The sequence below is a fragment of the Amycolatopsis sp. cmx-8-4 genome (assembly GCF_046548675.1).
Lineage (GTDB): Bacteria > Actinomycetota > Actinomycetes > Mycobacteriales > Pseudonocardiaceae > Amycolatopsis.
Genome location: NZ_JAEBDZ010000004.1, coordinates 262,354 through 284,471, shown reverse-complemented (window position 1 = coordinate 284,471; position 22,118 = coordinate 262,354). Strand labels below are relative to the sequence as shown.

Annotated in this window: 18 protein-coding genes; 15 read left to right on the top strand and 3 right to left on the bottom strand. The window is 73.2% G+C overall.

Annotated features, from left to right (window positions below):
• Window positions 1–38 precede the first annotated feature (38 nt).
• The 3 genes from ACLJQZ_RS10350 to ACLJQZ_RS10340 are packed head-to-tail and all read right to left on the bottom strand — an operon-like array spanning window position 39 to window position 4,919.
• The gene (locus ACLJQZ_RS10350) at window positions 39–2,546 is read right to left on the bottom strand and encodes a transglutaminaseTgpA domain-containing protein (RefSeq protein ID WP_410619797.1); all 2,508 of its coding nucleotides are present in this window, start codon (window positions 2,544–2,546) and stop codon (window positions 39–41) included.
• On the bottom strand, window positions 2,543–3,817 hold the full coding sequence (locus tag ACLJQZ_RS10345; RefSeq protein ID WP_326951454.1) for a DUF58 domain-containing protein: 1,275 nt from the start codon (window positions 3,815–3,817) through the stop codon (window positions 2,543–2,545). The genes ACLJQZ_RS10350 and ACLJQZ_RS10345 overlap by 4 nt, the downstream gene beginning before the upstream one ends.
• Window positions 3,818–3,845: 28 nt before the next feature.
• A complete protein-coding gene (locus ACLJQZ_RS10340; protein ID WP_247054601.1) occupies window positions 3,846–4,919 on the bottom strand; it encodes an AAA family ATPase in 1,074 nt (357 codons plus the stop codon).
• 317 nt (window positions 4,920–5,236) lie between these two features.
• On the opposite strand from ACLJQZ_RS10340, the gene ACLJQZ_RS10335 reads away from it, so the two are divergent.
• The 15 genes from ACLJQZ_RS10335 to murC all read left to right on the top strand — a co-directional run bounded on the left by ACLJQZ_RS10335 (window position 5,237) and on the right by murC (window position 22,117).
• Window positions 5,237–5,587: a hypothetical protein gene (locus ACLJQZ_RS10335; RefSeq protein ID WP_247054599.1), complete on the top strand. Its 351-nt coding sequence runs from the start codon at window positions 5,237–5,239 to the stop codon at window positions 5,585–5,587.
• Entirely contained in the window at window positions 5,580–6,125 is a 546-nt protein-coding gene (locus ACLJQZ_RS10330; RefSeq protein WP_410619796.1) for a DUF3558 domain-containing protein, read from the top strand. The genes ACLJQZ_RS10335 and ACLJQZ_RS10330 overlap by 8 nt, the downstream gene beginning before the upstream one ends.
• Window positions 6,126–6,207: 82 nt before the next feature.
• The gene (locus ACLJQZ_RS10325; RefSeq protein WP_410620006.1) at window positions 6,208–6,711 is read left to right on the top strand and encodes a PPE domain-containing protein; all 504 of its coding nucleotides are present in this window, start codon (window positions 6,208–6,210) and stop codon (window positions 6,709–6,711) included.
• On the top strand, window positions 6,708–7,466 hold the full coding sequence (locus ACLJQZ_RS10320) for an ESX secretion-associated protein EspG (protein ID WP_410619795.1): 759 nt from the start codon (window positions 6,708–6,710) through the stop codon (window positions 7,464–7,466). Before ACLJQZ_RS10325 ends, ACLJQZ_RS10320 begins: the two co-directional genes overlap by 4 nt.
• Before the next feature lie 596 nt (window positions 7,467–8,062).
• A complete protein-coding gene (gene mraZ, locus ACLJQZ_RS10315; RefSeq protein ID WP_247054593.1) occupies window positions 8,063–8,494 on the top strand; it encodes a division/cell wall cluster transcriptional repressor MraZ in 432 nt (143 codons plus the stop codon).
• A gap of 228 nt (window positions 8,495–8,722) precedes the next feature.
• The gene (gene rsmH, locus ACLJQZ_RS10310) at window positions 8,723–9,676 is read left to right on the top strand and encodes a 16S rRNA (cytosine(1402)-N(4))-methyltransferase RsmH (RefSeq protein ID WP_410619794.1); all 954 of its coding nucleotides are present in this window, start codon (window positions 8,723–8,725) and stop codon (window positions 9,674–9,676) included.
• Window positions 9,673–10,413, top strand: coding sequence for a hypothetical protein (locus ACLJQZ_RS10305; protein ID WP_410619793.1), 741 nt, complete (start codon window positions 9,673–9,675; stop codon window positions 10,411–10,413). The genes rsmH and ACLJQZ_RS10305 overlap by 4 nt, the downstream gene beginning before the upstream one ends.
• Window positions 10,413–12,338 (top strand): peptidoglycan D,D-transpeptidase FtsI family protein, encoded by a 1,926-nt coding sequence (locus ACLJQZ_RS10300; RefSeq protein WP_410619792.1) that lies wholly within the window; start codon window positions 10,413–10,415, stop codon window positions 12,336–12,338. The genes ACLJQZ_RS10305 and ACLJQZ_RS10300 overlap by 1 nt, the downstream gene beginning before the upstream one ends.
• Window positions 12,339–12,586: 248 nt before the next feature.
• Complete coding sequence (locus ACLJQZ_RS10295) at window positions 12,587–14,131, top strand: UDP-N-acetylmuramoyl-L-alanyl-D-glutamate--2,6-diaminopimelate ligase (protein ID WP_410620005.1); 1,545 nt, start codon at window positions 12,587–12,589, stop codon at window positions 14,129–14,131.
• A complete protein-coding gene (locus tag ACLJQZ_RS10290; protein ID WP_410619791.1) occupies window positions 14,128–15,633 on the top strand; it encodes a UDP-N-acetylmuramoyl-tripeptide--D-alanyl-D-alanine ligase in 1,506 nt (501 codons plus the stop codon). The genes ACLJQZ_RS10295 and ACLJQZ_RS10290 overlap by 4 nt, the downstream gene beginning before the upstream one ends.
• A complete protein-coding gene (mraY, locus tag ACLJQZ_RS10285) occupies window positions 15,630–16,706 on the top strand; it encodes a phospho-N-acetylmuramoyl-pentapeptide-transferase (protein WP_247054583.1) in 1,077 nt (358 codons plus the stop codon). The genes ACLJQZ_RS10290 and mraY overlap by 4 nt, the downstream gene beginning before the upstream one ends.
• 1 nt (window position 16,707) lies before the next feature.
• On the top strand, window positions 16,708–18,114 hold the full coding sequence (gene murD / locus ACLJQZ_RS10280; RefSeq protein WP_410619790.1) for a UDP-N-acetylmuramoyl-L-alanine--D-glutamate ligase: 1,407 nt from the start codon (window positions 16,708–16,710) through the stop codon (window positions 18,112–18,114).
• Window positions 18,101–19,606 carry a putative lipid II flippase FtsW gene (gene ftsW, locus ACLJQZ_RS10275; RefSeq protein ID WP_247054578.1) on the top strand — a complete coding sequence of 502 codons (1,506 nt, stop codon included), beginning with the start codon at window positions 18,101–18,103 and terminating at the stop codon, window positions 19,604–19,606. Before murD ends, ftsW begins: the two co-directional genes overlap by 14 nt.
• On the top strand, window positions 19,603–20,727 hold the full coding sequence (gene murG / locus ACLJQZ_RS10270) for an undecaprenyldiphospho-muramoylpentapeptide beta-N-acetylglucosaminyltransferase (protein WP_410619789.1): 1,125 nt from the start codon (window positions 19,603–19,605) through the stop codon (window positions 20,725–20,727). Before ftsW ends, murG begins: the two co-directional genes overlap by 4 nt.
• The gene (murC, locus tag ACLJQZ_RS10265; protein ID WP_410619788.1) at window positions 20,720–22,117 is read left to right on the top strand and encodes a UDP-N-acetylmuramate--L-alanine ligase; all 1,398 of its coding nucleotides are present in this window, start codon (window positions 20,720–20,722) and stop codon (window positions 22,115–22,117) included. The genes murG and murC overlap by 8 nt, the downstream gene beginning before the upstream one ends.
• Window position 22,118 lies beyond the last annotated feature (1 nt).

The window sequence follows — 22,118 nt, the reverse complement described above, 5'->3', positions numbered from 1 at the left end:
CGTGTTGGCCGGTCCGGGTGGTGTGTCGGCCGGAACGGTCAGTCGCGGTTGCGGAAGATCGAGCGCGGGAAGAGACGGCCCTTCCAGGACAGCGGGGCGTTGCGGTGCAGGCTCCGGCGCAGGTGGTCGAACGCCGAGGGCAGCGTCGGATCGCTTTCACCGTCCTGGCCGTACCAGGAGCGCTCCACGACCCCGATGACCGTGCGCAGGCCTTCGCGGCCTTCGTCGTCGAGGTGGTGCTTCTTCGCCAGCTTCTGCCCGGCCACCCGGACCGTGTCGCCCGGCGGGATGGGCAGCCCGCGGTCGGCGCACTCGGCCCGCAGCTCCGACCACGCCGCGTCCGCCGCGCCCGGCCGCTGCCCGACGATCTCCTGCAGCCGTCGCCGCCGGCCGACGTCGCGGGCCGCCGACGGGCCGAGCAACGCGGCCAGCAGCAGCACCACGATCAAGCCGAACCACCACGACAGCAGCGACGACAGCACGCCCAGCACGGCCACCCACAGCACCGTGGTGATCAGCGGCAGCCAGTTCGTCAGCACCGCCCCGAGCCCGGTCCGGGCCGGCGCGCTCTCCGGCGTGACCCCCGGTCGTCTCCGGTAGAGGATTCCGCCGACGACCACCAGCAGGGTCGCCAGGATCGCGAAGCCGACCAGCACGTACACCAGGATCCACGCCCAGGCGGGCGTGCCGTCGTCGGTCTGCTGGGTGTCCTGGGCCTGCGCGTTCGGCCCGGTGTCGCGGGGCACGCCGGTCGGCGCGGCGCTCGGCTGCACCGTGCTCGGCGCGACCTGCGTGTCGTCCGGCTGGTCGCCGTTCTCGCCGCCGGCCTGCAGGTACGACGGGGTGATGCCGCGGCCGTCGGACAGCGGGGTCGGGTCGAACGTGACCCAGCCCTTGTCGCCGAAGTACACCTCGACCCACGCGTGCGCGTCCTGGGTGGTGATCGACAGGTAGTCGTTGACCGGGACGCCCGGGGTGAAGCCGATCGCCACCCGCGACGGGATGTTCGCCACGCGCAGCATCACGGCCATCGCCGAGGCGAACTGCTCGCAGAAGCCCCGCTTGCCCTTGAGGATGAAGTCGGCGAGCGCGTCGGCGTCGTTGGCCGGCGCGGTCTGCGTGTCGTAGACGAACCCGTTCTGCGCCGTGAAGTACTGCCAGATCGCGCTGGCCCGGTCGAAGTCGTTGGACTTGCCCGCGATCAGCTGGTCGGTCTTCGCGCGGACGCGGTCGTCGACCCGCTCGAGCTGGGTGTAGCGCGGCGGCAGGTCGTCGACCTTGTCGGTGACGCGCAGCTCCTGCGCCGTCGGCTCCTTCAGCGACGCGTATTCGGTGTAGGACGGCGGCACCTCGCTGCGGGTGGTGAACACCGTGCCGCTGACCTGGTCGTAGAGGTAGCCGCTGCCCGCGCCGTCGATCGCGCGCGGCGCGCCGTAGACCGGCAGCCAGTTGTCGCGCCAGCTCGTCGGCTCGACGTCGACCCGCCGGGCCGGGCCGGCGCCGTCGTCGCCCGGGGCGGGCGGCAGCTGCGGCGTGATCGGGATGCCCTGCTGCGACCGGCCGTCGTCGTGGATGCCCCAGCCCTTGTTGGGGTAGTAGGTGTCGAGCGTCATCGCGCGCAGCAGCCGCCGGTCGGTGCCGAGGCCCCGGACCTTGAACAGCTCCCGGTTCGCGCCCTGGTCGAGCATGCCGCGCAGCTCGGTGAACGGCTGGATGCCGAACCCGCCGGCGCCCGCGCCCGGGCCGTCGCCGCCGTTGCCGAACGGGATCCGCCCGACCGTGCCGACCCAGGTGATCGCCCCGCCGAAGAGCCCGAGCACGACCGCCGCGGCCACGACCGCGACCGGTGCCGACAGCACGCCCGGCTTGCCGCTGCGCCCGGGGGCGTCGCGGGTGCGCCAGCGCTGGTGCCGGTGGTTGCCGTCGACGGCGAGCAGGCCGGCGAACGCGGCCCCGCCGAGCAGGAACGTCCACCAGGGCAGCATGTCCTCGGACAGCGCGGCCGGCACGGCGTAGACGCAGAGCAGCACGAGCCCGGTCGCGGCGGGCGCCGCGGCGGCCACCGTCAGCGTGTCGACCAGGACGGCGACCAGGCCGATCAGGATCGTGATGAGGCAGAGGATCGGCTGGCTGCCCTCGACCGGTGGCAGCCCGACGCGGATCTGCTCGGCCGCCGCCGAGAGCGTGTTCCCGAGCTCGGTGAACGCGTCCGGGCCCGGGACGACCAGCAGGATCCCGTGCGTGGTGAAGGCGCCGGTGATGAGGAACAGCAGGACCAGCAGCTGGCCGAGGCCGACCAGCACGGTCGGCACCTGCAGCGAGCGCAGCGCGAGCCCGGTCGCGCCGATCAGCAGGACGGCGACGAACAGGTAGCCGAACCAGGCCAGGCCGGCCACGACGCTGGTCACCGACGTCGCCGCGCACAGCGTCGCGATCGCGGCGCAGGCCGGGGCGAGCAGGCTCGCGCGCCAGGCGGAGAGCGGGTGCTGGGACGACGGACGCCGGGGCGGGGTGGCCGACGGACGCGGCGAGGCGGCGGTGCTCATCGGTTCCCGCCGATCAGGGTGCCGCGGCGGGCGCCCGCCTGGCAGAGCTCGGCCCACACCTGCGGCATCGGCGAGCCGGGTCCGGCGATCACCACGCCCCAGCCGGCGGCGCGCAGCAGTGCGGCCGAGTCCTCGGTGGCGGCGGCCCGCTGCTCGGGGGCGCTCACCCCGGCCGACCACGTGGGCGTGTCGAGCAGGACGGCGAGGCTGCGGATGCCGCGCGGGCGGAACTGGGTCAGCTCGTGGACGGCTTCGGTGCTGACGGTGCCGAGCACGGCGATCAGCTCCTGGCCGTCGGCCGGGTCGCGGGCCAGCGTGATGTCGCGCTGGTGCGCCGGCTGCAGCGCGGCGAGCGCGTCGAGCACGATGTGGTCGTAGTGGTCGCCGCCGTCGCCGGGGGTGTCGGCCAGCGTGACGCCGTGCTCACTGACCAGCCGGACGCGGTGCCCGGCGCGGCGCAGGTGCAGCGCGGCCGACGCGGTGAACGACACCGCCCACTCCAGGCTGGCGGCGGGACCGGAACCGTGGTGCGCGGCGGCGCGGTTGTCGAGCAGCACCGTGGTGCCGCCGCGCCAGGGCCGTTCCTCGACGCGAACCATGATCTCGTCGCGGCGGGCGGTCGAGCGCCAGTGCACCTTCCGCAGGTCGTCGCCCTGGCGGTACTGCCGGACGATGACGTCGGCCTCGCCCTGCCCGGCGTGCAGCCGGACGGTGCCGTCGTCGCCGACGCCGATGCCCGCGCCGCTCGGCAGCCCCCACAGCGCGACCACGCGGGGGACGACGACCAGCCGCGAGTGCCCGATCAGCTCGCGTTCGAACTCGCACAGCCCGAACGGGTCGGTGATCGTCGCGCGCAGCGGCCCGACCTGCTGGATCCCGCGCAGCACCGGCTGCAGCGGGTAGCGCAGCGCGACGCGCCTGTCGTGCGGGAGCCGCTCGACGACGAACCGCGGCCGCGAGCCCAGCGCGTACGGCACGCCGTCCTCGAGCAGGATCTCGCCGGCCGGCAGCCGCCCGCTGCGCCACAGCTCCAGCTGCACCTCGCCGTTCGCGCCGACCGCGACGCGCTGGGGGTGCAGCGCCCGGGTGGCGCCGATCCGCAGCCGCGTCGCCGAGATGAACACGGCGACCAGCAGCGGCAGGGCCACCACGAAGACGGCGACCCGCAGCAGGTCGCGTTCGTTGAGGACGAACGAGCACACCGCGGCCGCGAGCCCCGCGGCCAGCAGGCATCGGCCGCGGGTGGTCAGGCCGGACAGGGCACGCAGCATGCGGTTCTCTTCACCTTCGCCGAAGGGACTACTGGCGCGGGCCGGAGCCCTGGGGCACCGGGACGCGGTGCAGGACCGCCCGCACGACGTCGGTCGCCGAGCGGCGGGCCGCGTGGGCCTCGGTGGTGAGCATGAGGCGGTGCGCCAGCACTGGGACCGCGACGGTGTGCAGGTCGTCCGGGACGACGTAGTCGCGACCCGACAGCGCCGCCTGGGCGCGCGCCGCGCGGACCAGGTGCAGCGTCGCGCGCGGGGACGCGCCGAGCCGGATCTCCGGCAGCTGCCGCGTCGTCGCGACGAGGTCGACCGCGTAGCGGCGGACCTCGGGGGCCAGGTGCACGCCGCGGACCGTCTCGATCAGCCGGTGCACGGTCTCGCCGTCGGAGACCGGCTGCAGGTCCTCGATCGGGTTGTGCCCGGCGTGCTCGTCGACCATGGCCAGCTCGGCCTGCTGGTCGGGGTAGCCGATGGAGACCCGCGCGGTGAAGCGGTCGCGCTGGGCTTCGGGCAGCGCGTACGTGCCTTCCATCTCGATCGGGTTCTGCGTGGCGATCACCATGAACGGCTCTTCGAGCTTGTAGGTCGAGGTGTCGACGGTGACCTGGTGCTCTTCCATGCACTCCAGCAGCGCCGACTGCGTCTTCGGCGAGGCGCGGTTGATCTCGTCGCCCACCACGATGTTGGCGAACACCGGGCCGGGGCGGAAGTCGAACTCGCCGGACTGGCGGTTGTAGATGGAGACGCCGGTGACGTCGCTCGGCAGCAGGTCCGGGGTGAACTGGATGCGGCTGACCGTGCAGTCGATGGACCGGGCCAGCGCCTTGGCCAGCGACGTCTTCCCGACGCCGGGCACGTCCTCGACCAGCAGGTGGCCTTCGGCGAGCAGGGTGACCAGTGCGATCCGGATGACGTCGGGTTTGCCGACCAGCACCCGTTCCACGTTGGCGGCGATCTTCCGGGCGGCCTCGTGCAGTTCGTCAAGCGACACTCTGCCCGGCCGGGCGTTCACCCGGCCGTTGCCCGAGGCGTCCGCCGGATAAGGCGGTCGCCCGGATGCCTGCTCGCCCGATCCGGGCGTCGCAGACTGGATTCTCGACGTCACTCGACCTCCTGGTGGCGCATGGCTGGGCGCGGAGTGCGCACCAGCCGGGCCGGTCGGCCCCCTGGCTGCTGTCCGCGCAGCGACCAGCCTTCCATCCAGTGTGTCAAACCCGGGCGAACCGAGGGGCGGAACCCCGCGAAGCCGCCGGCCTGACCGTCGCGATGGCGATCGATGACACTGCGCAAGCAGGGACGATACTCCGATCGGGTGCAGTGTCACCCGATTCCGGGTGCTCCTGCTGACGCCCTGCACTGTCGTACGCTCTTCTTGTCAGAGGTCGCCCGACTGTTTCCGCTTTCGGAGAGGCGTAACCGCTTATGAGCGAGGTGCGAACGCAGCCGCCGTTCGACGTCCGCGGGTTCGCGGTCGCGCCCGAACTGGCGACCGACGCCTACGCGAAGCTCGGCCAGCTGCAGGACGTCGTCGGCGAGATGGTCCGCGAGGCCAAGGTGCTCGGCCGCAGCGTTCCGCTGGGCGGCGGGTACGCCGGGGAGATCGGGAAGTTCATGGCCGAGTACGGCATCGGCGGGCAGGGCTCGGCCGTGCAGCAGCTGACCGCGTTCGGCAAGGAGCTCGAGACGCTCAAGCACCGGATCGGCCAGGCGCTGGCGAAGTACCAGCACGCCGACGAGACGGCGGCGGACGGCGTGGACTGCACGGGTGGCTGACAGCGTGCACAAGAAGTATCTGTGGGCCCCGGCCGTGCTGCTGCTCGCCGCTTGCGGGCAGCAACCCGCGCTGCCGGCCGTCGCGGGCAACGCCTCGACCGTGGCACCGCCGACGTCGCGGCCCCCGGCCGCGCCCGGCACGCTGGCCGCGCTCGACCCGTGCACGCTGCTCTCGCCGGCGGACCGGTCGAGCGCCGGGGTGAGCGTGCTCGGCAAGCCCAAGGACATCGCCGGCGCGCGGGCGTGCGACTGGACGGTGCCCGCGAGCTTCGGCGTCACCGTGACCCTCGACGAGCGCAACGGCCTGGCCGACCTCGCCGTCGCGAAGAAGACGGCCACCAGGACGACGGTCGGCGCCCACCCGGCGCTGCGCGTCTCGGACAAGAAGGCCGCCGACGGCACCTGCGCCGTGCTGCTCGGGGTGGGGGACTCCGGCAGCGTCCAGGTCGACGTCAGCAACTCCGGCTTCACCGACACCACGCTCGCGTGCCGCCGCGCGGGCACGGTGGCCGGGCTGGTCGAACCCAAGCTGCCCTGACCCGACGACCGGAAGGTGTGCCGTGCCCGACGCCGAACCCCCCGTTCCCGCCGCGCGGTACGAGTCCTACAGCCACGAGGCGATGGCCGCCGAGGTCGAGCGGGACAACGACCCGGTCGCCGCGGGCGAGGTGGGTGCCCGCTGGGACGGGCTCGCGAAGCGGCTGCACGAGTCGACCGCCGACCTGGCCGCGTTGATCGCCGGCACGCACGAGACCTGGCAGGGGCCGGGCGGTGACGCGGCGCGGGCCTCGCTCGGCCGGGCCGCGCAGTGGCTGTCGGACTCCGCCGCGGTGTCGGCGTCGGTCGGCACCGCGGTCGGCGCGCAGGCGGACGCGGCCGCGCGGGCCCGGGCCGACATGCCGCCGCCGGTGACCTACGACCCGGCGGCGATGATCCGCGACGCCGCCGGCGCCGGCAACATCCTCGTGCTGGCCGGGCTGGCCGACGAGATGGAGGCGCGGCGCGCCGAGGCGGAAGCCGCGCGGCAGAAGGCGATCGACGTCCTCCGGACCCGGGACACGGCCCTGCACGGGCACGTCCCGGCCGAGACGTTCGCGGCCCCGCCGGCGCTGGGGCAGGCTTGATCCGCGTCTCCGCGTCGGCGTTCGACATCCTCTGGACGGACCTCGGCCACGACCGGCCGCCGGAGCCGCTCGGCGTGCGCAGCGTCGGCGGGACCGACGCGGAGCGCGGCGAAGTCCGCAAGGCGGTCTACGAGAACCTCGCCGGGCGCGGGCTCTACGACGGGACCCGGCTCCAACCCGCGCTGGCGCACCGGTTGGAGCTGCTCGCGGCGGGGGAGGTGTTCGTCGCGTGCGAGGCGCTGGCCGACATGACGGCGGAGGTGCCGTTCCGCGCGGTGACGGCGGTCCGTGGCCGCCGCGGCGTGCTGGCCGTCCAGCCGGAGCAGACCATCAGCCTGGACGGCATCCGCGAAAGCGAGCTGTGCACGGCGATCGTCGACGTCCTGCCGGAGCTGACGGCGGGCCCGGGCTACGGCGTCAGCCTCGCCGCGGCCGCGCTCGACTCCGGCGTCGAAGACCCGGTGTTCGCCGAACGCGGCGCGCGCTCGGCGGCGGCGTCGTCGGCCCAGCTGCGGGAGGTGCTGGCGATCCAGGCCCGCCCGGTGTACGCGGCGGGCCAGTTCAGCGTCAGCCGCCGGGCCGCGTCGGGCCGGGTCGAGCGCACGGGCGGCTTGACGTGGTTCGACACCGACGTCGGCGCGTACTGCGCGACGAAGACCGCGGGCCGCGGCGGGCAGGAGTGGGTGACCGTCACCCCGGTCGACAGCGCCCGCCTCGCGTCCCGCGTCGCCGCTCTGGTCACCCCCGAAGCCTGACCCGGGTGCCCGAAGGGGCACGAACCGTGGCCGGACGGGCAGTCCCGGTGATCCGGGAGCCATCACGCGTGATCGAAGAGTCAGCACGCGTGATTGGGGGGTCGACACGGCGGCAGACGGCGTGTCGACCCCCCAATCACGTGAGTTGGCGTTCCCGTCACGCGTGCTGACCCTCTGGTCACGCCGATCCGGGTTCCGTCACGTCGGTGCGCTGGTCATCCGGGTTCCCCGCTTCGCGCCACCCGCGTCCCCACCGGACCCCACCCGGATCCCCACCGGGCCCCACCCGTGTCCCCACCCGGCCCCACGGAAGGGGGTACTGGTTCTTTCGCGGCCGTTATGCGGACGTTCCGGGGGCAGCTGAGGTTGCTTTGGTCCACCACGGCGGGGGATCTTGGCCACGGTGCCCCACCGCACCCCCCACTCACCCCCACCTTGCTGACCAGCGCAAACGGGAGACACGACGGAGTGAGACGCGGTTTTGTCGCGTTGACTGTGGTGAAAAGTGGGGTACGGTGGTGGCCAGTGGGGCGGAAGGGAAGCCCCGGAGCCGCAGCCGGTGGTCCGCCACCGGATGCGGTAGGGAGGTGGAGGCCGTGTTCCTCGGCACCCACACCCCGAAGCTGGACGACAAAGGGCGGCTCGCGCTGCCCGCGAAGTTCCGCGACGCCTTGGCCGGCGGGCTGATGCTCACGAAGGGGCAGGATCACTGTCTCTTCGTCTTCCCCCGCGCCGAGTTCGAGCAGATGGCGCGCAAGGTCGCCGAGGCCCCGTTCACGAACGAGGCCGTCCGGGCCTACCAGCGTTACCTGTTCGCCGGGACGGACGAGCAACGCCCTGACGGGCAGGGGCGCATCAGCATCGCGCCCGAGCTCCGCCGCTACGCGGGGCTCAGCAAGGAATGCGTGGTGATCGGGGCGATCACCAGGCTGGAGATCTGGGACGCCGAAGCGTGGCAGGGGTACCTGGAGGAACACGAAGACAGCTACGCGAAGGCTCGAGAGGAAGTACTGCCGGGCGTCTTCTAGGCGCGTGGTCGCGGTGCACCCACGTCGTCGGGGGACGGGGGTACGCCACCGCCCGCGCACCGTGGAGACGCCCACCCGGATGCCGTGAGGCCTCTGTCCGCTCAATGGCCCTGGTGCACCTTCCCCGGTACCAGGTCAGCAGCGGGCGGACAGGGACCTGACGGCATCCGCTGCATTTCCCCCCGAGTCGCCCACGGAAAACGGGCACCGAGAAAGGGGGGAGGGGACATGACGGCACCCGAGCACGTCCCGGTGCTGCTCGACCGCATCGTCGAGCTGTTCGCTCCCGTGTTCGCCGATCGCGACGCGGTCCTCGTGGACGCGACCGTCGGGCTCGGCGGGCACTCCGACGCCATCCTCGAAGCCTTCCCGCGCCTGCGGCTGGTCGCTCTCGACCGGGACCCCGCCGCGCTGGAGCGCTCCGCCGAACGCCTGGCCCGCCACGGCGACCGCGTCGACTTCGTGCACACGATCTACGACGAGCTCCCCGAGGCACTGGCCGGGCTGGGACTGTCCCGTGTGGACGGCATCCTGTTCGACCTCGGCGTCTCCTCGATGCAGCTGGACCGCGCCGAGCGCGGGTTCGCCTACTCGAAGGACGCGCCGCTCGACATGCGGATGGACCCGACGACCGGGTTCACCGCCGCCGACGTCCTCAACACCTACGCGCCCGGCGATCTGATCCGGATCCTGCGCGAGTACGGCGAGGAACGGTTCGCGCAGCGGATCGTCCGGTCGGTCGTGAACGCCCGCGAGAAGGAGCCGTTCACGATGAGCGGGCGCCTGGTCGAGCTGCTCTACGACGCCGTCCCGGCGGCGAGCAGGCGCACCGGCGGGCACCCGGCCAAGCGGACGTTCCAGGCGCTGCGGATCGAGGTCAACGGCGAGCTCGAAGTGCTGCGCCGGGCCATGCCCGCCGCGCTGCGCGCGCTCGCCGTCGGCGGCCGGATCGTCGTCGAGTCCTACCAGTCACTGGAAGACCGGCTGGTCAAGCAGGCACTGGCCGAGCTCGCGAAGTCCCGCACGCCGGAAGGGCTTCCCGTGGAGCTGCCGGGGCACGGACCGGAGCTGAAGCTCCTGACCCGAGGGGCCGAAAAGGCCGGCGAAGAGGAGACCGAACACAACCCGCGCGCCGCTTCGGTGCGGTTGCGGGCCGCCGAGAGGATCGGAGAGCCGCGATGACCGCTCCCACGAAGCGCCGGGCCGGCGGGCCCGCGACGCGCAAGCGTGACAGTAGTGTCGCGCGCGGGACCACCGTCGAGGTGGAAACCGAGCCGAAGACCGACGAGCCGGGCCAGGCCGCGCCCCGGCGCGCGTCGCGCGGGCGGACGTCCGCGGCCGAGCGCGCCTACGCCCGCCGCGCCCAGCGCGCCGACCTGCTGAAGGAGCGCGAGCCCCGTGCCGCGCCGAAGGCGAAGCCGGCGGAGCGCCGGGAGGACGTGCCCAAGCTGAAGCTGCGGCTGCCGAAGTCGCGGGCGTCGTTCGTGCTGCTCATGATGGCGCTGCTGGCCGCCGGCGTGGCGACCACGCTGTGGCTGACCACGCAGGCGATCGCCGACTCCTACCGCCTCGAGCAGCTGCGCACCACCAACTCGAACCTGGCGGAGACGAAGGAGCAGCTGCAGCGCGACGTCGCCAAGGCCGAGTCGCCCGCGTCGCTGGCCCCCGCGGCCCAGCAGCTGGGCATGGTGCCCGGTGGCGACCCGGCGCGGATCCTCGTCGGGCCCGACGGGAAGACGTCGCTGGTCGGCGAGCCCAAGAAGGCCAAGGCGGACACCCCGGCGGTGCCGGCCGCGCCGCCGGCCGCCCCCGCCGCGGGCACGCAGTCGCAGCAGGGCGCGCCGATCGAGGGCGACCAGCCCGCGGTGCCCGCCGAAGACCAGCCGGCGCCGCCGCCGGCCCAGCCCGGGGGCCAGTGATGGCCGCGAGCCGGGGCGGCCAGGCCCGGGCGCGCAACGCGGGCAGCGCGCGGCGGACCTACGCCGCCGGGACCCGGAGCGCGGCCGCGAGCCGGGGCAACGGCGGCCACCGCAGCCGGTTCTCCGCGGTGCGCCTCATCCTGGTCGCCGTGCTCGTCGTCGCGGGCGCGAAACTGGTGCAGGTGCAGTGGTTCGAGGCCGGCGAGCTGTCGCTGGCCGCGGAGAAGCAGCGCACCCAGACCATCGACATCCCGGCCCAGCGCGGGTCCATTGTGGACCGCAACGGCGCCAAGCTGGCGTTCAGCGTCGAGGTCCGCACGCTGTCGGTGAACCTCAAGGCGTTCCACAAGAGCATGGACGACCTGGCCGTGAAGACCCCCGGCACGAAGAAGACGTTCGACACCGAGACCGCCGCGGCCGCGAAGTACATCGCCGCGAAGGTGCCGAGCCAGCTCACCGAGCAGCAGCTGCTGGACCTGTTCCACAAGCAGGCGTCCTTCACCTACCTGGAGAACAACGTCGAGCCGTCGGTCGCCGCCGACATCGTCAAGCAGTTCCCCTGGATCGGCGTCGAGAAGCGCGCGCTGCGCGAGTACCCGGGCGGCAGCCTCGCCTCCAACATCGTCGGCGCCGCGAACTGGCGCTCCGACGACCCGGACGTCTCGAAGCACAACCTGCACGGCCTGGTCGGGCTGGAGCTGGTCCGCGACAACGACCTGGCGGGCACGCCGGGGCGGATGCTGGTCAACACGAAGAACGGCAGCGACAACGTCGTCATCCCGGGCACCGAGCGCGACCTGCAGGCCGCCGTCCCGGGGTCGGATCTCGAGCTGACCATCGACTCCGACCTGCAGTACGAGGTGCAGCGGCAGCTGACGGACTACGTCCAGCAGTCGCACGCCAAGGGCGGGCAGGCCGTGGTCACGGACGCGAAGACCGGCGAGGTCTACGCGCTGGCCAACGACAAGTCGTTCGACCCCAACGACCAGTCGACGTGGACGACCGACGACCTGGCCAACCCCGCGGTCACCACGCCGTTCGAACCCGGCTCGGTGAACAAGATCGTCACCGCCACCGGGGCGATCGAGTACGGCGTCGCGACGCCGGAGTCGACCACCGCGGTGCCCGGCGCGCTGCAGATCGCCGACAAGACGGTGCACGACGCCTGGACCCACGGCACGCAGAACTTCACCACCGCCGGGATCTTCGCCAAGTCGTCCAACATCGGCACGCTGCTGCTGGCGCAGAAGATCGGCCCGGACCGCTACTCGGACCTGCTCAAGAAGTTCGGGCTCGGCCAGCGCACCGGCGTCGGCCTGCCCGGCGAGAGCGCGGGTGTGGTGCCGGCGCAGAGCCAGTGGTCGGCGACCACGTTCGGCAACCTGCCGATCGGGCAGGGCCTGTCGATGACCGTGCTGCAGATGGCCGGGATGTACCAGGCGATCGCGAACGACGGCCTGCGCGTCGAACCGCGGATCGTCAAGGCGAAGGTGAACCCGGACGGCACCACCGTGACCGAGCCGGCGCCGAAGTCGGTGCAGGTGGTTCCCGCGCCGACGGCGAAGACGGTGCGCGACATGATGCGCGCGGTCGCGCAGAACGGCAAGGGCCTGCAGAAGGGCACCGCGCCGACGGCGGCGGTCGAGGGGTACCAGATCTCCGGCAAGACCGGCACCGGCCAGCAGGTCGACCCGCGGACGAAGGCCTACAGCGACCACCTCTACAACATCACCTTCGCCGGCATCCTGCCCGCCGACCACCCGCGGTTCGTCGTCGGCATCCGGCTGGACGCGCCGGACACCACGCTGCCGGTGGGCCACTCCGCCGCGCCGCTGTTCCACACCATCGCGTCGTACCTGACGCAGCGGTTCCAGATCCCGCTGTCCGACGGCCCGGCGCCGGAGGTCCCGCTCATCCAACCGTGAGCGGAACCGCGAGCACGGTCCGTGAAAGCCCCCTCACCGCGGTGAGAGGGCTTTTCCGTGCTCACCGTCCACTTCGGCCCCGCGCGTGCGGGAAACTGTTGCGCCACAAGAGGGTCTGGCGGCGCGTCTAGCACATGTGCCGGGCGCGCACGCAATCGCCGTACCGCGTGAGGGCCCCCGAACCGGCCGCCGGTAGCCTCTTGGCCGTGTCCGTGTCCTCGTCCAGTTCCCCGGTGCCGGAAAGCCCGGTGAAAGCGGTCCCCGCACCGCCGCGCCCGGCGCGCATCGTCCCGGTCCCGCTGGCGACGCTGCTCGCCAGGGCGGACGCCCGCCTGATCGCCGGCTCGCCCGACGCCGACGGCCTCACCGTCACCGGCACCACGCTGCGGGCCCAGCACGTGCTGCCCGGCGACCTGTTCGCCGCGCTGCCCGGCGCCCGCGCGCACGGCGCGGACTTCAGCGACCAGGCCGTCGCCGCCGGGGCCGTCGCGGTCCTCACCGACGCCGCGGGCGCCGAACGGCCCGCGCTGCGCGACGCCGGCGTACCGATCCTCGTGCACGCCGACCCGCGCGCCGCCCTCGGCGAGATCGCCGCCTGGATCTACGGCGAGCCGTCGCTGCGGCTGTCCGTGCTCGGCGTCACCGGCACCTCCGGCAAGACCACGACGTCCTACCTGGTCGACGCCGGGCTCGAGGCCGCCGGGCTGACCACCGGCATGATCGGCACGGTCGAGACCCGGATCGCCGGCGAACGCCTGGTCAGCGGGTTCACCACGCCGGAGGCCCCGGACCTGCAGGCGCTGCTCGCGGTGATGCTGGAGCGCGGTGTGACGCACGTGGCGATGGAGGTCTCCAGCCACGCGCTCGCGCTCGGCCGGGCCAACGGCACCCGGTTCACCGTCGGCGCGTTCACCAACCTCTCCCAGGACCACCTGGACTTCCACAAGGACATGCAGGAGTACTTCGCCGCGAAGGCGCTGCTGTTCGACGGCCGCTCGACCACCGAGGTCGTCGTGGTCGACAGCGCGTGGGGGCAGGCGCTGCTCACGCCGCAGACGGTCACCGTGTCGACGGATCCCGGCACCGACGCCGCGTGGAAGGCCACCGACCTCGAAGCCACCCCGCACGGCGAGCAGACGTTCACCCTGCACGGCCCGGACGGCGTCAGCGCGCCCGCCCGGATCCCGCTGCCGGGCGAGTTCAACGTCGCCAACGCCGTGCTCGCCGCCGCGATCCTGAGCACCGCCGGGGTGAGCCTGGAGCACATCGTCGCCGGGCTCGCCCGGGTGCAGGTGCCGGGCCGGATGGAGCGCGTCCACGTCGGCCAGGAGTTCACCGCCGTCGTCGACTACGCCCACAAGCCGGCCGCCGTCGCCCAGGGCCTGGACGCGCTGCGTGCCCGCACCGAGGGCCGGATCATCACCGTGCTCGGCTGCGGCGGCGACCGGGACACCGCGAAGCGCCCGATGATGGGCGAGGCGGCGGCTCGCCGCAGCGACGTCCTGATCGTCACCGACGACAACCCGCGCTCCGAGGACCCCACCGCCATCCGCGCGGCGATGCTGGCCGGCGCCCGCGGGGTCGGCCCGGCCGAGGGCGGCGAGATCGTCGAGATCGGCGACCGCCGCGAGGCCATCGCGCGCGCCGTCGCGCTCGCCGGCCCGGGCGACATCGTCTTCTTAGCCGGCAAGGGGCACGAGACCGGCCAGGAGGCCGGCGGCGTCGTGCACCCGTTCTCCGACCGCGACGAGCTGGCCGCGGCCATCCGCAACAAACTCGAGGTGAGTGTGTGATCGTGCTCAGCCTGGCCGAGATCGCCGACGTCGTCGGCGGCCGGCTGCACCGCGCCGACCCGGGCGCCCAGGTGACCGGCAGCGTGGAGTTCGACACCCGGAAGCTCGTCCCCGGCGGCCTGTTCGTCGCCCTGCCGGGGGAGAAGGTCGACGGCCACGACTTCGCGGCGAAGGCCGTCGAGTCCGGTGCCGTCGCCGTGCTGGCCGCCCGGGAGGTCGACGCGCCCGCGATCGTCGTGCCTCCATTGGGGGAGGGGGAGGCCCACGAGCGGTCGGTCGCGCTGACCGGCGACCAGGACGGCTCCGGCGCGGCGGTGCTGGGCGCGCTCGCGAAGCTCGCCCGCTACGTCGTGCAGCGCCTGGCCGAGGGCAACCTGACCGTCGTCGGCGTCACGGGCTCGTCGGGCAAGACGTCCACCAAGGACGTCATCGCGCAGCTGCTCGAGCCGCTCGGCCCGACGGTCGCGCCGCCCGGGTCGTTCAACAACGAGCTGGGCCACCCCTGGACCGCCCTGCGGGCCGACGCGAGCACCCGGCACCTGGTGCTGGAGCTGTCCGCGCGCGGGCCGGGCCACATCGCCCACCTCGCCGAGATCGCCCCGCCGAAGATCGGCGTGGTGCTCAACGTCGGCTCCGCGCACGTCGGCGAGTTCGGCTCCCGCGACGGCATCGCGAAGACCAAGGGCGAGCTGGTCGAGGCGCTGCCCGAAGACGGCGTCGCGGTCCTCAACCTGGACGACCCGCTGGTCGCGGCCATGGCGAGCCGGACGAAGGCCCGCGTGGTGTTCGTCGGCGAGACCGCGTCCGCCCACATCCGCGCGGAGCGCATCACCCTCGACGACGAGGCCCGCGCGTCCTTCCGGCTGATCACCCCGGCCGGCGACGCCGACGTCACGCTGCCGCTGCACGGCGAGCACCACGTCGGCAACGCGCTGTCCGCTGCGGCGGTCGCCCTCGAACTGGGCGCGACCCCGGCGGCGATCGCCGCCGGGCTGTCGTCGCTCGAACGGCGGTCCGCGCGGCGCATGGAGGTCGTCACGCGCGCCGACGGCGTCACGATCCTCAACGACTCCTTCAACGCCAACCCCGAGTCGATGCGGGCCGGCCTGAAGGCCCTGGCGGCGATGACGCGCGAGAGCGGCCGCCGGTCCTGGGCCGTGCTCGGCGTGATGGGCGAGCTCGGCGCGGACACGATCCCCGCGCACGACGAGATCGGCCGGCTCGTCGTGCGGCTCAACATCGCCAAGCTCGTCGTGATCGGCCCCGAGGCGGCGGCCATGCACCAGGGGGCCACCCAGGAGGGCTCCTGGGGCGAGGAAGCGAAGCTGGTACCCGACGTCGAGGCCGCCGCCGCCCTGCTGCATGATCAGCTCCGTCCCGGGGACGTGGTGCTGGTCAAGGCCTCCAAATCCGCCGGTCTCTGGCGGGTGGCCGAAGCTCTGCTCGACCCCGGGAACTCCCCCCAAGACAACCGAGAACGCTCGAACGGTGGTGACGCGTGATCAGCATCCTGATCGCGGCCGCTGCGGGCCTGCTGGTCTCCATCCTGCTCACGCCCTACCTGATCCGGGTCTTCTCCCGGCAGGGCTTCGGCCAGGAGATCCGCGAGGAAGGCCCCCAGGGACACAAGTCCAAGCGCGGTACCCCGACCATGGGCGGTGTCGCGATCATCATCGCGATGGTCGTCGGGTACTTCGCCGCGCACCTGATCAACTGGATGTTCAACGCCCGCAGCGGCGCGCCGACGGTCTCCGGGCTGCTCGTGCTGATGCTCGCGGTCGGCCTGGGCGTCGTCGGCTTCCTCGACGACTTCATCAAGATCCGCAAGCAGCGCAACCTCGGGCTGAACAAGACCGCGAAGCTGGTCGGCCAGCTCGTCGTCACCATCGCCTTCGCGGTCCTGGCCCTGAACTTCCCGAACGAGCAGGGCATCACGCCGGCGTCGGAGAGCCTCTCCTACGCCCGTGACCTCGCGCTGATCACCTTCCCGTCGGTGATCTTCGTGATCTTCTGCTACATCGTGATCTCCGGCTGGTCGAACGCGGTGAACTTCACCGACGGCCTCGACGGCCTGGCCGGCGGCGCGGCGGCGATGGTGCTGGCCACCTACGTGGTCATCTCGTTCTGGCAGGAGCGGCTCTCCTGCGCGAACGGCCCGGCGGCCGCCTGCTACGACGTCCGCGATCCACTCGACCTGGCGGTGGTCGCCGCGGCGGCGGCCGGCGCGTGCGTCGGGTTCCTCTGGTGGAACGCGGCCCCGGCGAAGATCTTCATGGGCGACACCGGCTCGCTGGCCCTCGGCGGCCTGGTCGCCGGGCTGTCCATGACCACCCGCACCGAGCTGCTCGCCATCGTCATCGGCGGCCTGTTCATGGTCGAGATGATCTCGGTGGTCGCGCAGATCGCGGTGTTCCGGACCACCCGGCGAAGACTGTTCCGGATGGCCCCCTTCCACCACCACTTCGAGCTCGCCGGGTGGGCCGAAACCACGGTGATCATCCGGTTCTGGCTGTTGTCGGCGATCTGCTGCATGTTCGGCCTCGGCCTGTTCTACTCCGAGCAGCTCGGGGGCTGACGTGCAGATCGACGGTCGTCACGTCCTGGTCGCCGGTGCCGGTGTGACCGGCAAGTCGATCGTTCCCGTGCTGGTCGAGCTGGGCGCGCGCGTCACCGTCACGGACGGCAACGCCGAGCGCCTGGCCGAGCTCGAAGGCCTGGGCGCCGAGCTGGTGCCCGGGCTGACCGAGCCGCCGTCCGACGTCGTCCTCGTCGTCACCAGCCCCGGCTGGCGCCCGACGTCGCCGCTGCTGGTGGCCGCGGCCGAGGCGGGCGTCGAGGTGATCGGCGACGTCGAGCTGGCCTGGCGGGTCGGGCAGCTGCGCGAGCACCCGCCGTCGTGGCTGGTCGTCACCGGTACCAACGGCAAGACGACCACCGCGGGCATGCTCGAGTCGATCCTGCGGGCCGCCGGCGCCCACGCCGTGGCCTGCGGGAACATCGGCTACGCCGCGCTCGACGCCGTCCAGGCGGGCTACACCGTGCTGGCCGTGGAGCTCTCGAGCTTCCAGCTGCACTGGTCCTCGACCCTCTCCCCGGACGCCGCCGTGGTGCTGAACCTCGCCGAGGACCACATCGACTGGCACGGCTCGATGGACGACTACGGCGCCGCCAAGGGCCGCGCGTACGCCAACGCCAAGGTCGTGGTGCACAACGCCGACGACGAGTGGTCGAAGCGGATCGCCGACGAGCACGCGCCCGAGGGCGCCCGCCGCGTCGCGTTCCGGCTGGACACGCCGTTCGCCGGCGAGCTCGGCCTGGTCGAGGACCTGCTGGTCGACCGCGCCTTCACCGCCGACCCGGCGGTCAGCGCCGAGGAGCTGGCCACGATCGCCGACGTCCGCCCGGCCGGCCCGCACAACGTCTCGAACGCGCTGGCCGCGGCCGCGCTGGCCCGCGCCCACGGCGTCACGCCCGACGCCGTGCTCAAGGGCCTGCGCGACTACCAGCCGGCGCCGCACCGGGCCGTCGAGGTCGCCGAGGTCGCCGGCATCCGGTACGTCAACGACTCGAAGGCGACCAACCCGCACGCGGCCGCCGGGTCGCTGCGCGCGCACGAGAGCATCGTGTGGATCGCCGGCGGCCAGCTCAAGGGCGCCTCGGTCGACGAACTGGTGAGCAGCATCGCGGGCCGCCTGCGCGGAGTCGTGCTACTCGGGGTGGATTCACCCGTGATCGCCGCCGCGGTTGCGCGACACGCGCCGGATGTCCCGGTGAACAGCCTCCATCCGGGTGACCATGAACCCATGACTGCGGCGGTGAGTGCGGCCAGCGCGATGGCCCGGCCAGGTGACGTGGTGCTGCTCGCACCCGCCGCGGCGTCGTTGGACATGTTCCGCAACTACGGCGAGCGCGGCGACGCGTTCGCCGCCGCGGTGCGCGTCCTCCACGACGACGCAGCGGGGGCGCCGAGTGACGGCAGTTGAGCAGGCCAAGAAGCGGCAGCCACCGCCGAAGCGGCCGCGCCGGGAGCGCAAGGAAAGCGGCTTCGTCGTCTTCCGGACCGCACTGACCGCGTGGCTCTCGCGCCCGCTGGCGTCCTTCCACCTCGTGCTCGCCCTCACCGGCGTGCTCACCGTGATCGGCATCGTCATGGTGCTCTCGGCGTCGTCGGTCGGCTCGTACGACCCGAAGACCGGCAGCGGCGTGTACGCGCTGTTCACCAAGCACCTGGTCTTCGTCGCGCTCGGCGGCGTCGTGTTCTGGGTGGGCATGCGGGTCAAGCTCGAGCGGATCCGGCGGATGTCGGCCACCGCCACGGTCGTCTGCCTCGGCCTGCTGGTCCTGGTGCTGACCCCGCTCGGCTCGACCGTGAACGGCTCGCAGGGCTGGTTCCGGATCGGCGACTTCACCTTCCAGCCGGTCGAGGCCGCGAAGGTCGCGCTCGCGTTCTGGGGCGCGCACATCCTGGTGATCAAGTACAACGTGATCCACCAGTGGCGGCACCTGCTGGTGCCCGTGGTGCCGATCGCGCTGCTGATGTTCGCCCTGGTCATGCTGCAGCCCGACCTCGGCGGCACGGTCACCCTGGCCGTGGTCCTGCTGGCCCTGCTGTGGTTCGCCGGCGCGCCGAAACGGCTGTTCGGCGTCATCCTCGCGGGCGGCCTGGCCGGCGTCCTCGTGCTGGCGCTGATCGCGCCGTACCGCCTCGCGCGCGTCATGTCGTTCCTCTCGCCGGACCCGGACACCAGCGCCGCCGGCTTCCAGGCCAACCAGGCCAAGCTCGCCCTCGCCGACGGCGGCTTCCTGGGCAAGGGGCTCGGCCAGGGCGCGTCCAACTGGGGCTACCTGCCGAACGTGCAGAACGACTTCATCTTCGCCCTGATCGGCGAGGAGCTCGGGCTCGTCGGCTGCGTCGTCGTGCTCGCCCTGTTCGGCGGGGTCGCCGTCGTGGGCCTGCGGATCGCCACCCGCAATATCGACCCGTGGATCCGGATCGTCTCCGGCACGCTGACCGTGTTCCTGGTGGCGCAGGCCGGCATCAACATCGGCTACGTCGTCGGCCTGCTGCCGGTCACCGGCGTCACGCTGCCGCTGATCTCCTACGGCGGCACCTCGCTGGTGATCACCATGCTCATCATGGGCGTGCTCGCGAACGCCGCCCGGCACGAACCGGAGGCGGTGGCCGCGCTGCGGACACAGGGGCCGGGTAAATTCGGACGTCTGCTGCGGCTGCCCGCGCCCGACCCGTACCGCCCGCCCGCCACGCGCAAGGGGGCGGCGCGCGCCGGTGCGAAGGCGGCCAGGCCCGCGCCCCGTGCGGCGCGGCCCGCCCCGGCGCAGGAACGGCGCAAGTCGGTCCGCGAGCCGGTGCGCCGCAGCGCGGCACGGACGAGCACGGCCACGTCTCGCGGGGCCGCGCGGACAACAGCGAGCCGTGGTACCCGGAGTACCGCGAACCGGAGAGGTCATTGGTGAGTAAGCCCGTCAAGGGAACCGAGCGAGCCGTCGCGGGCAAGGCACCCGTGGTCGTGGTCGCCGGTGGTGGCACCGCAGGACACATCGAACCCGCCCTCGCCCTGGCCGACGCCGTCATGCGGCTGCGCCCGGACGCGACGGTGGTCGCGCTCGGCACCGAGCGCGGCCTGGAGAACAAGCTCGTCCCGGCCCGCGGGTACGCGCTGGAGCTGATCCCGCCGGTCCCGCTGCCCCGCAAGCCCACGCCGGAGCTGCTGCGGCTGCCCCTGAAGGTCCGCGACTCGGTGCGCAGGACCCGCGAGGTCCTGGAGCGGGTCGGCGCGGACGTCGTCGTCGGCTTCGGTGGTTACGTCGCCCTCCCGGCCTACCTGGCCGCGCGCGGGCGCACCCCGATCGTCGTGCACGAGGCCAACCAGTCGCCGGGCCTGGCGAACAAGGTCGGCGCGCGGTTCGCCGCGCGCGTCGCGGTCGCCGTCCCCGGCACGCCGCTGCCCAAGGCCGAGGTCGTCGGGATCCCGCTGCGCCGGTCGATCACCTCGCTCGACCGCGCCGCGTTGCGCGCCGAGGCCCGCGAGCACTTCGGGCTGGACCCGGACGCGCCGACGCTGCTGGTGTTCGGCGGCTCGCAGGGCGCGCAGTCGATCAACAGCGCGGTGTCCGGCGCGGCGAAGGAGCTGGCCGACGCCGGCATCGGCGTGCTGCACGCGCACGGCCCGAAGAACACCCTGGTCGTGCAGGAGTTCCCGGGGAAGCCGGCGTACGTGCCGGTGCCCTACCTGGAGCGGATGGACCTGGCCTACGCGGCGGCCGACGTCGCCGTGTGCCGCTCGGGCGCGATGACCGTCGCCGAGGTGACGGCGGTCGGGCTGCCCGCGGTGTTCGTCCCGCTGCCGCACGGCAACGGCGAGCAGGCGACCAACGCCCGCCCCGCCGTCACGGCCGGCGCGGCGCTGATGGTCGAGGACGCCGACCTCACCGCGGCGAAGATCGCCGAGCTGGTCGTCCCGCTGACCGTCGACGCCGACCGGGTCGCCAAGATGAGCGCCGCCGCGGTCGGCATGGGCCACCGCGAGGCCGACGAGCTGCTCGCCAAGATCGTCCTGGAGGCCGCAGGTGCCTGAGCTCCCCGAAGAACTGCGCCGCGCGCACCTGATCGGGATCGGCGGCGCCGGCATGTCCGGGATCGCGCGGATCCTGCTGGCCCGCGGGGCCTTCGTGTCCGGTTCGGACGCCAAGGAGTCGCGCGCGCTGCTGTCGCTGCGGGCCCAGGGCGCCGAGCTGTTCATCGGCCAGCGGGCCGAGAACCTCGGCGAGCTGGCCGAATCGCCGTCCGCGGTCGTCGTCTCGACGGCGATCAAGGAGACGAACCCCGAGCTGACCGCGGCCCGCGCCGCCGGCATCCCGGTGCTGCACCGGGCGCAGGCGCTGGCCGGGCTGATGGAAGGCCACCGCGTCGCCTGCATCGCGGGCACGCACGGCAAGACGTCGACGACGTCGATGCTCACCGTGGCGCTGCAGCACTGCCGGCTCGACCCGTCGTTCGCCATCGGCGGCGACCTCAACGAGTCCGGCGCCAACGCCCACCACGGCGAGGGCGGCGTCTTCGTCGCCGAAGCCGACGAGAGCGACGGCTCGTTCCTGACCTACTCGCCGTCGGTCGCCGTCGTGACCAACGTCGAGCCGGACCACCTGGACCACCACGGCACCGCCGAGGCCTACACCAAGGTGTTCACCGAGTTCGTCGGCCGGATCGTGCCAGGCGGCCTGCTGATCGTCTGCGGTGACGACCCCGCGGCCGACGACCTGGGCGACCAGGCCGCGGAGCTGGGCGTCCGCGTCCGGCGCTACGGCCGCACGGTCACCGGTGACGGCGACGCCCGCATCCTCGACTACACGCCGGCCCCGGACGGCGGCGTCGTCCGCCTCGACCTGGACGGTGCGGAGCTTTCCGTCCGGGTCGCGGTGCCGGGTGAGCACATGGCGCTCAACGCGGTCGCCGCGCTGCTCGCCGGGCTCGAGCTGGGCGCGCCCGCCGACGGTCTGGCCGAAGGGCTCGCCGCGTTCGGCGGCGTGCGCCGCCGGTTCGAGTTCAAGGGCCGCTCCGGCGACGTCCGCGTCTACGACGACTACGCCCACCACCCGACCGAGGTGGCCGCGCAGCTGCGCGCGGTGCGGACCGCGGCCGGGACCGGCCGGGTCGTCGTCGTGTTCCAGCCGCACCTGTACTCGCGGACCAAGCTGTTCTCGGCGGAGTTCGCTTCGGCTTTGTCCCTGGCGGACGAAGTGGTCGTGCTGGACGTCTACGGCGCGCGCGAGGAGCCGGAGCCGGGCGTGAACGGCGCGCTGATCGCGGACGCGGTGACGGTGCCGGTGCACTACGAGCCCGCCTTCGACGTCGCGGCCGAACTGGTCGCCGGGCTGGTGAAGGGCCACGACCTCGTCGTCACCATGGGCGCCGGCGACGTCACGCAGCTGGGCCCGGAGATCCTCGCCGAGCTGGACAAGCGCTGAC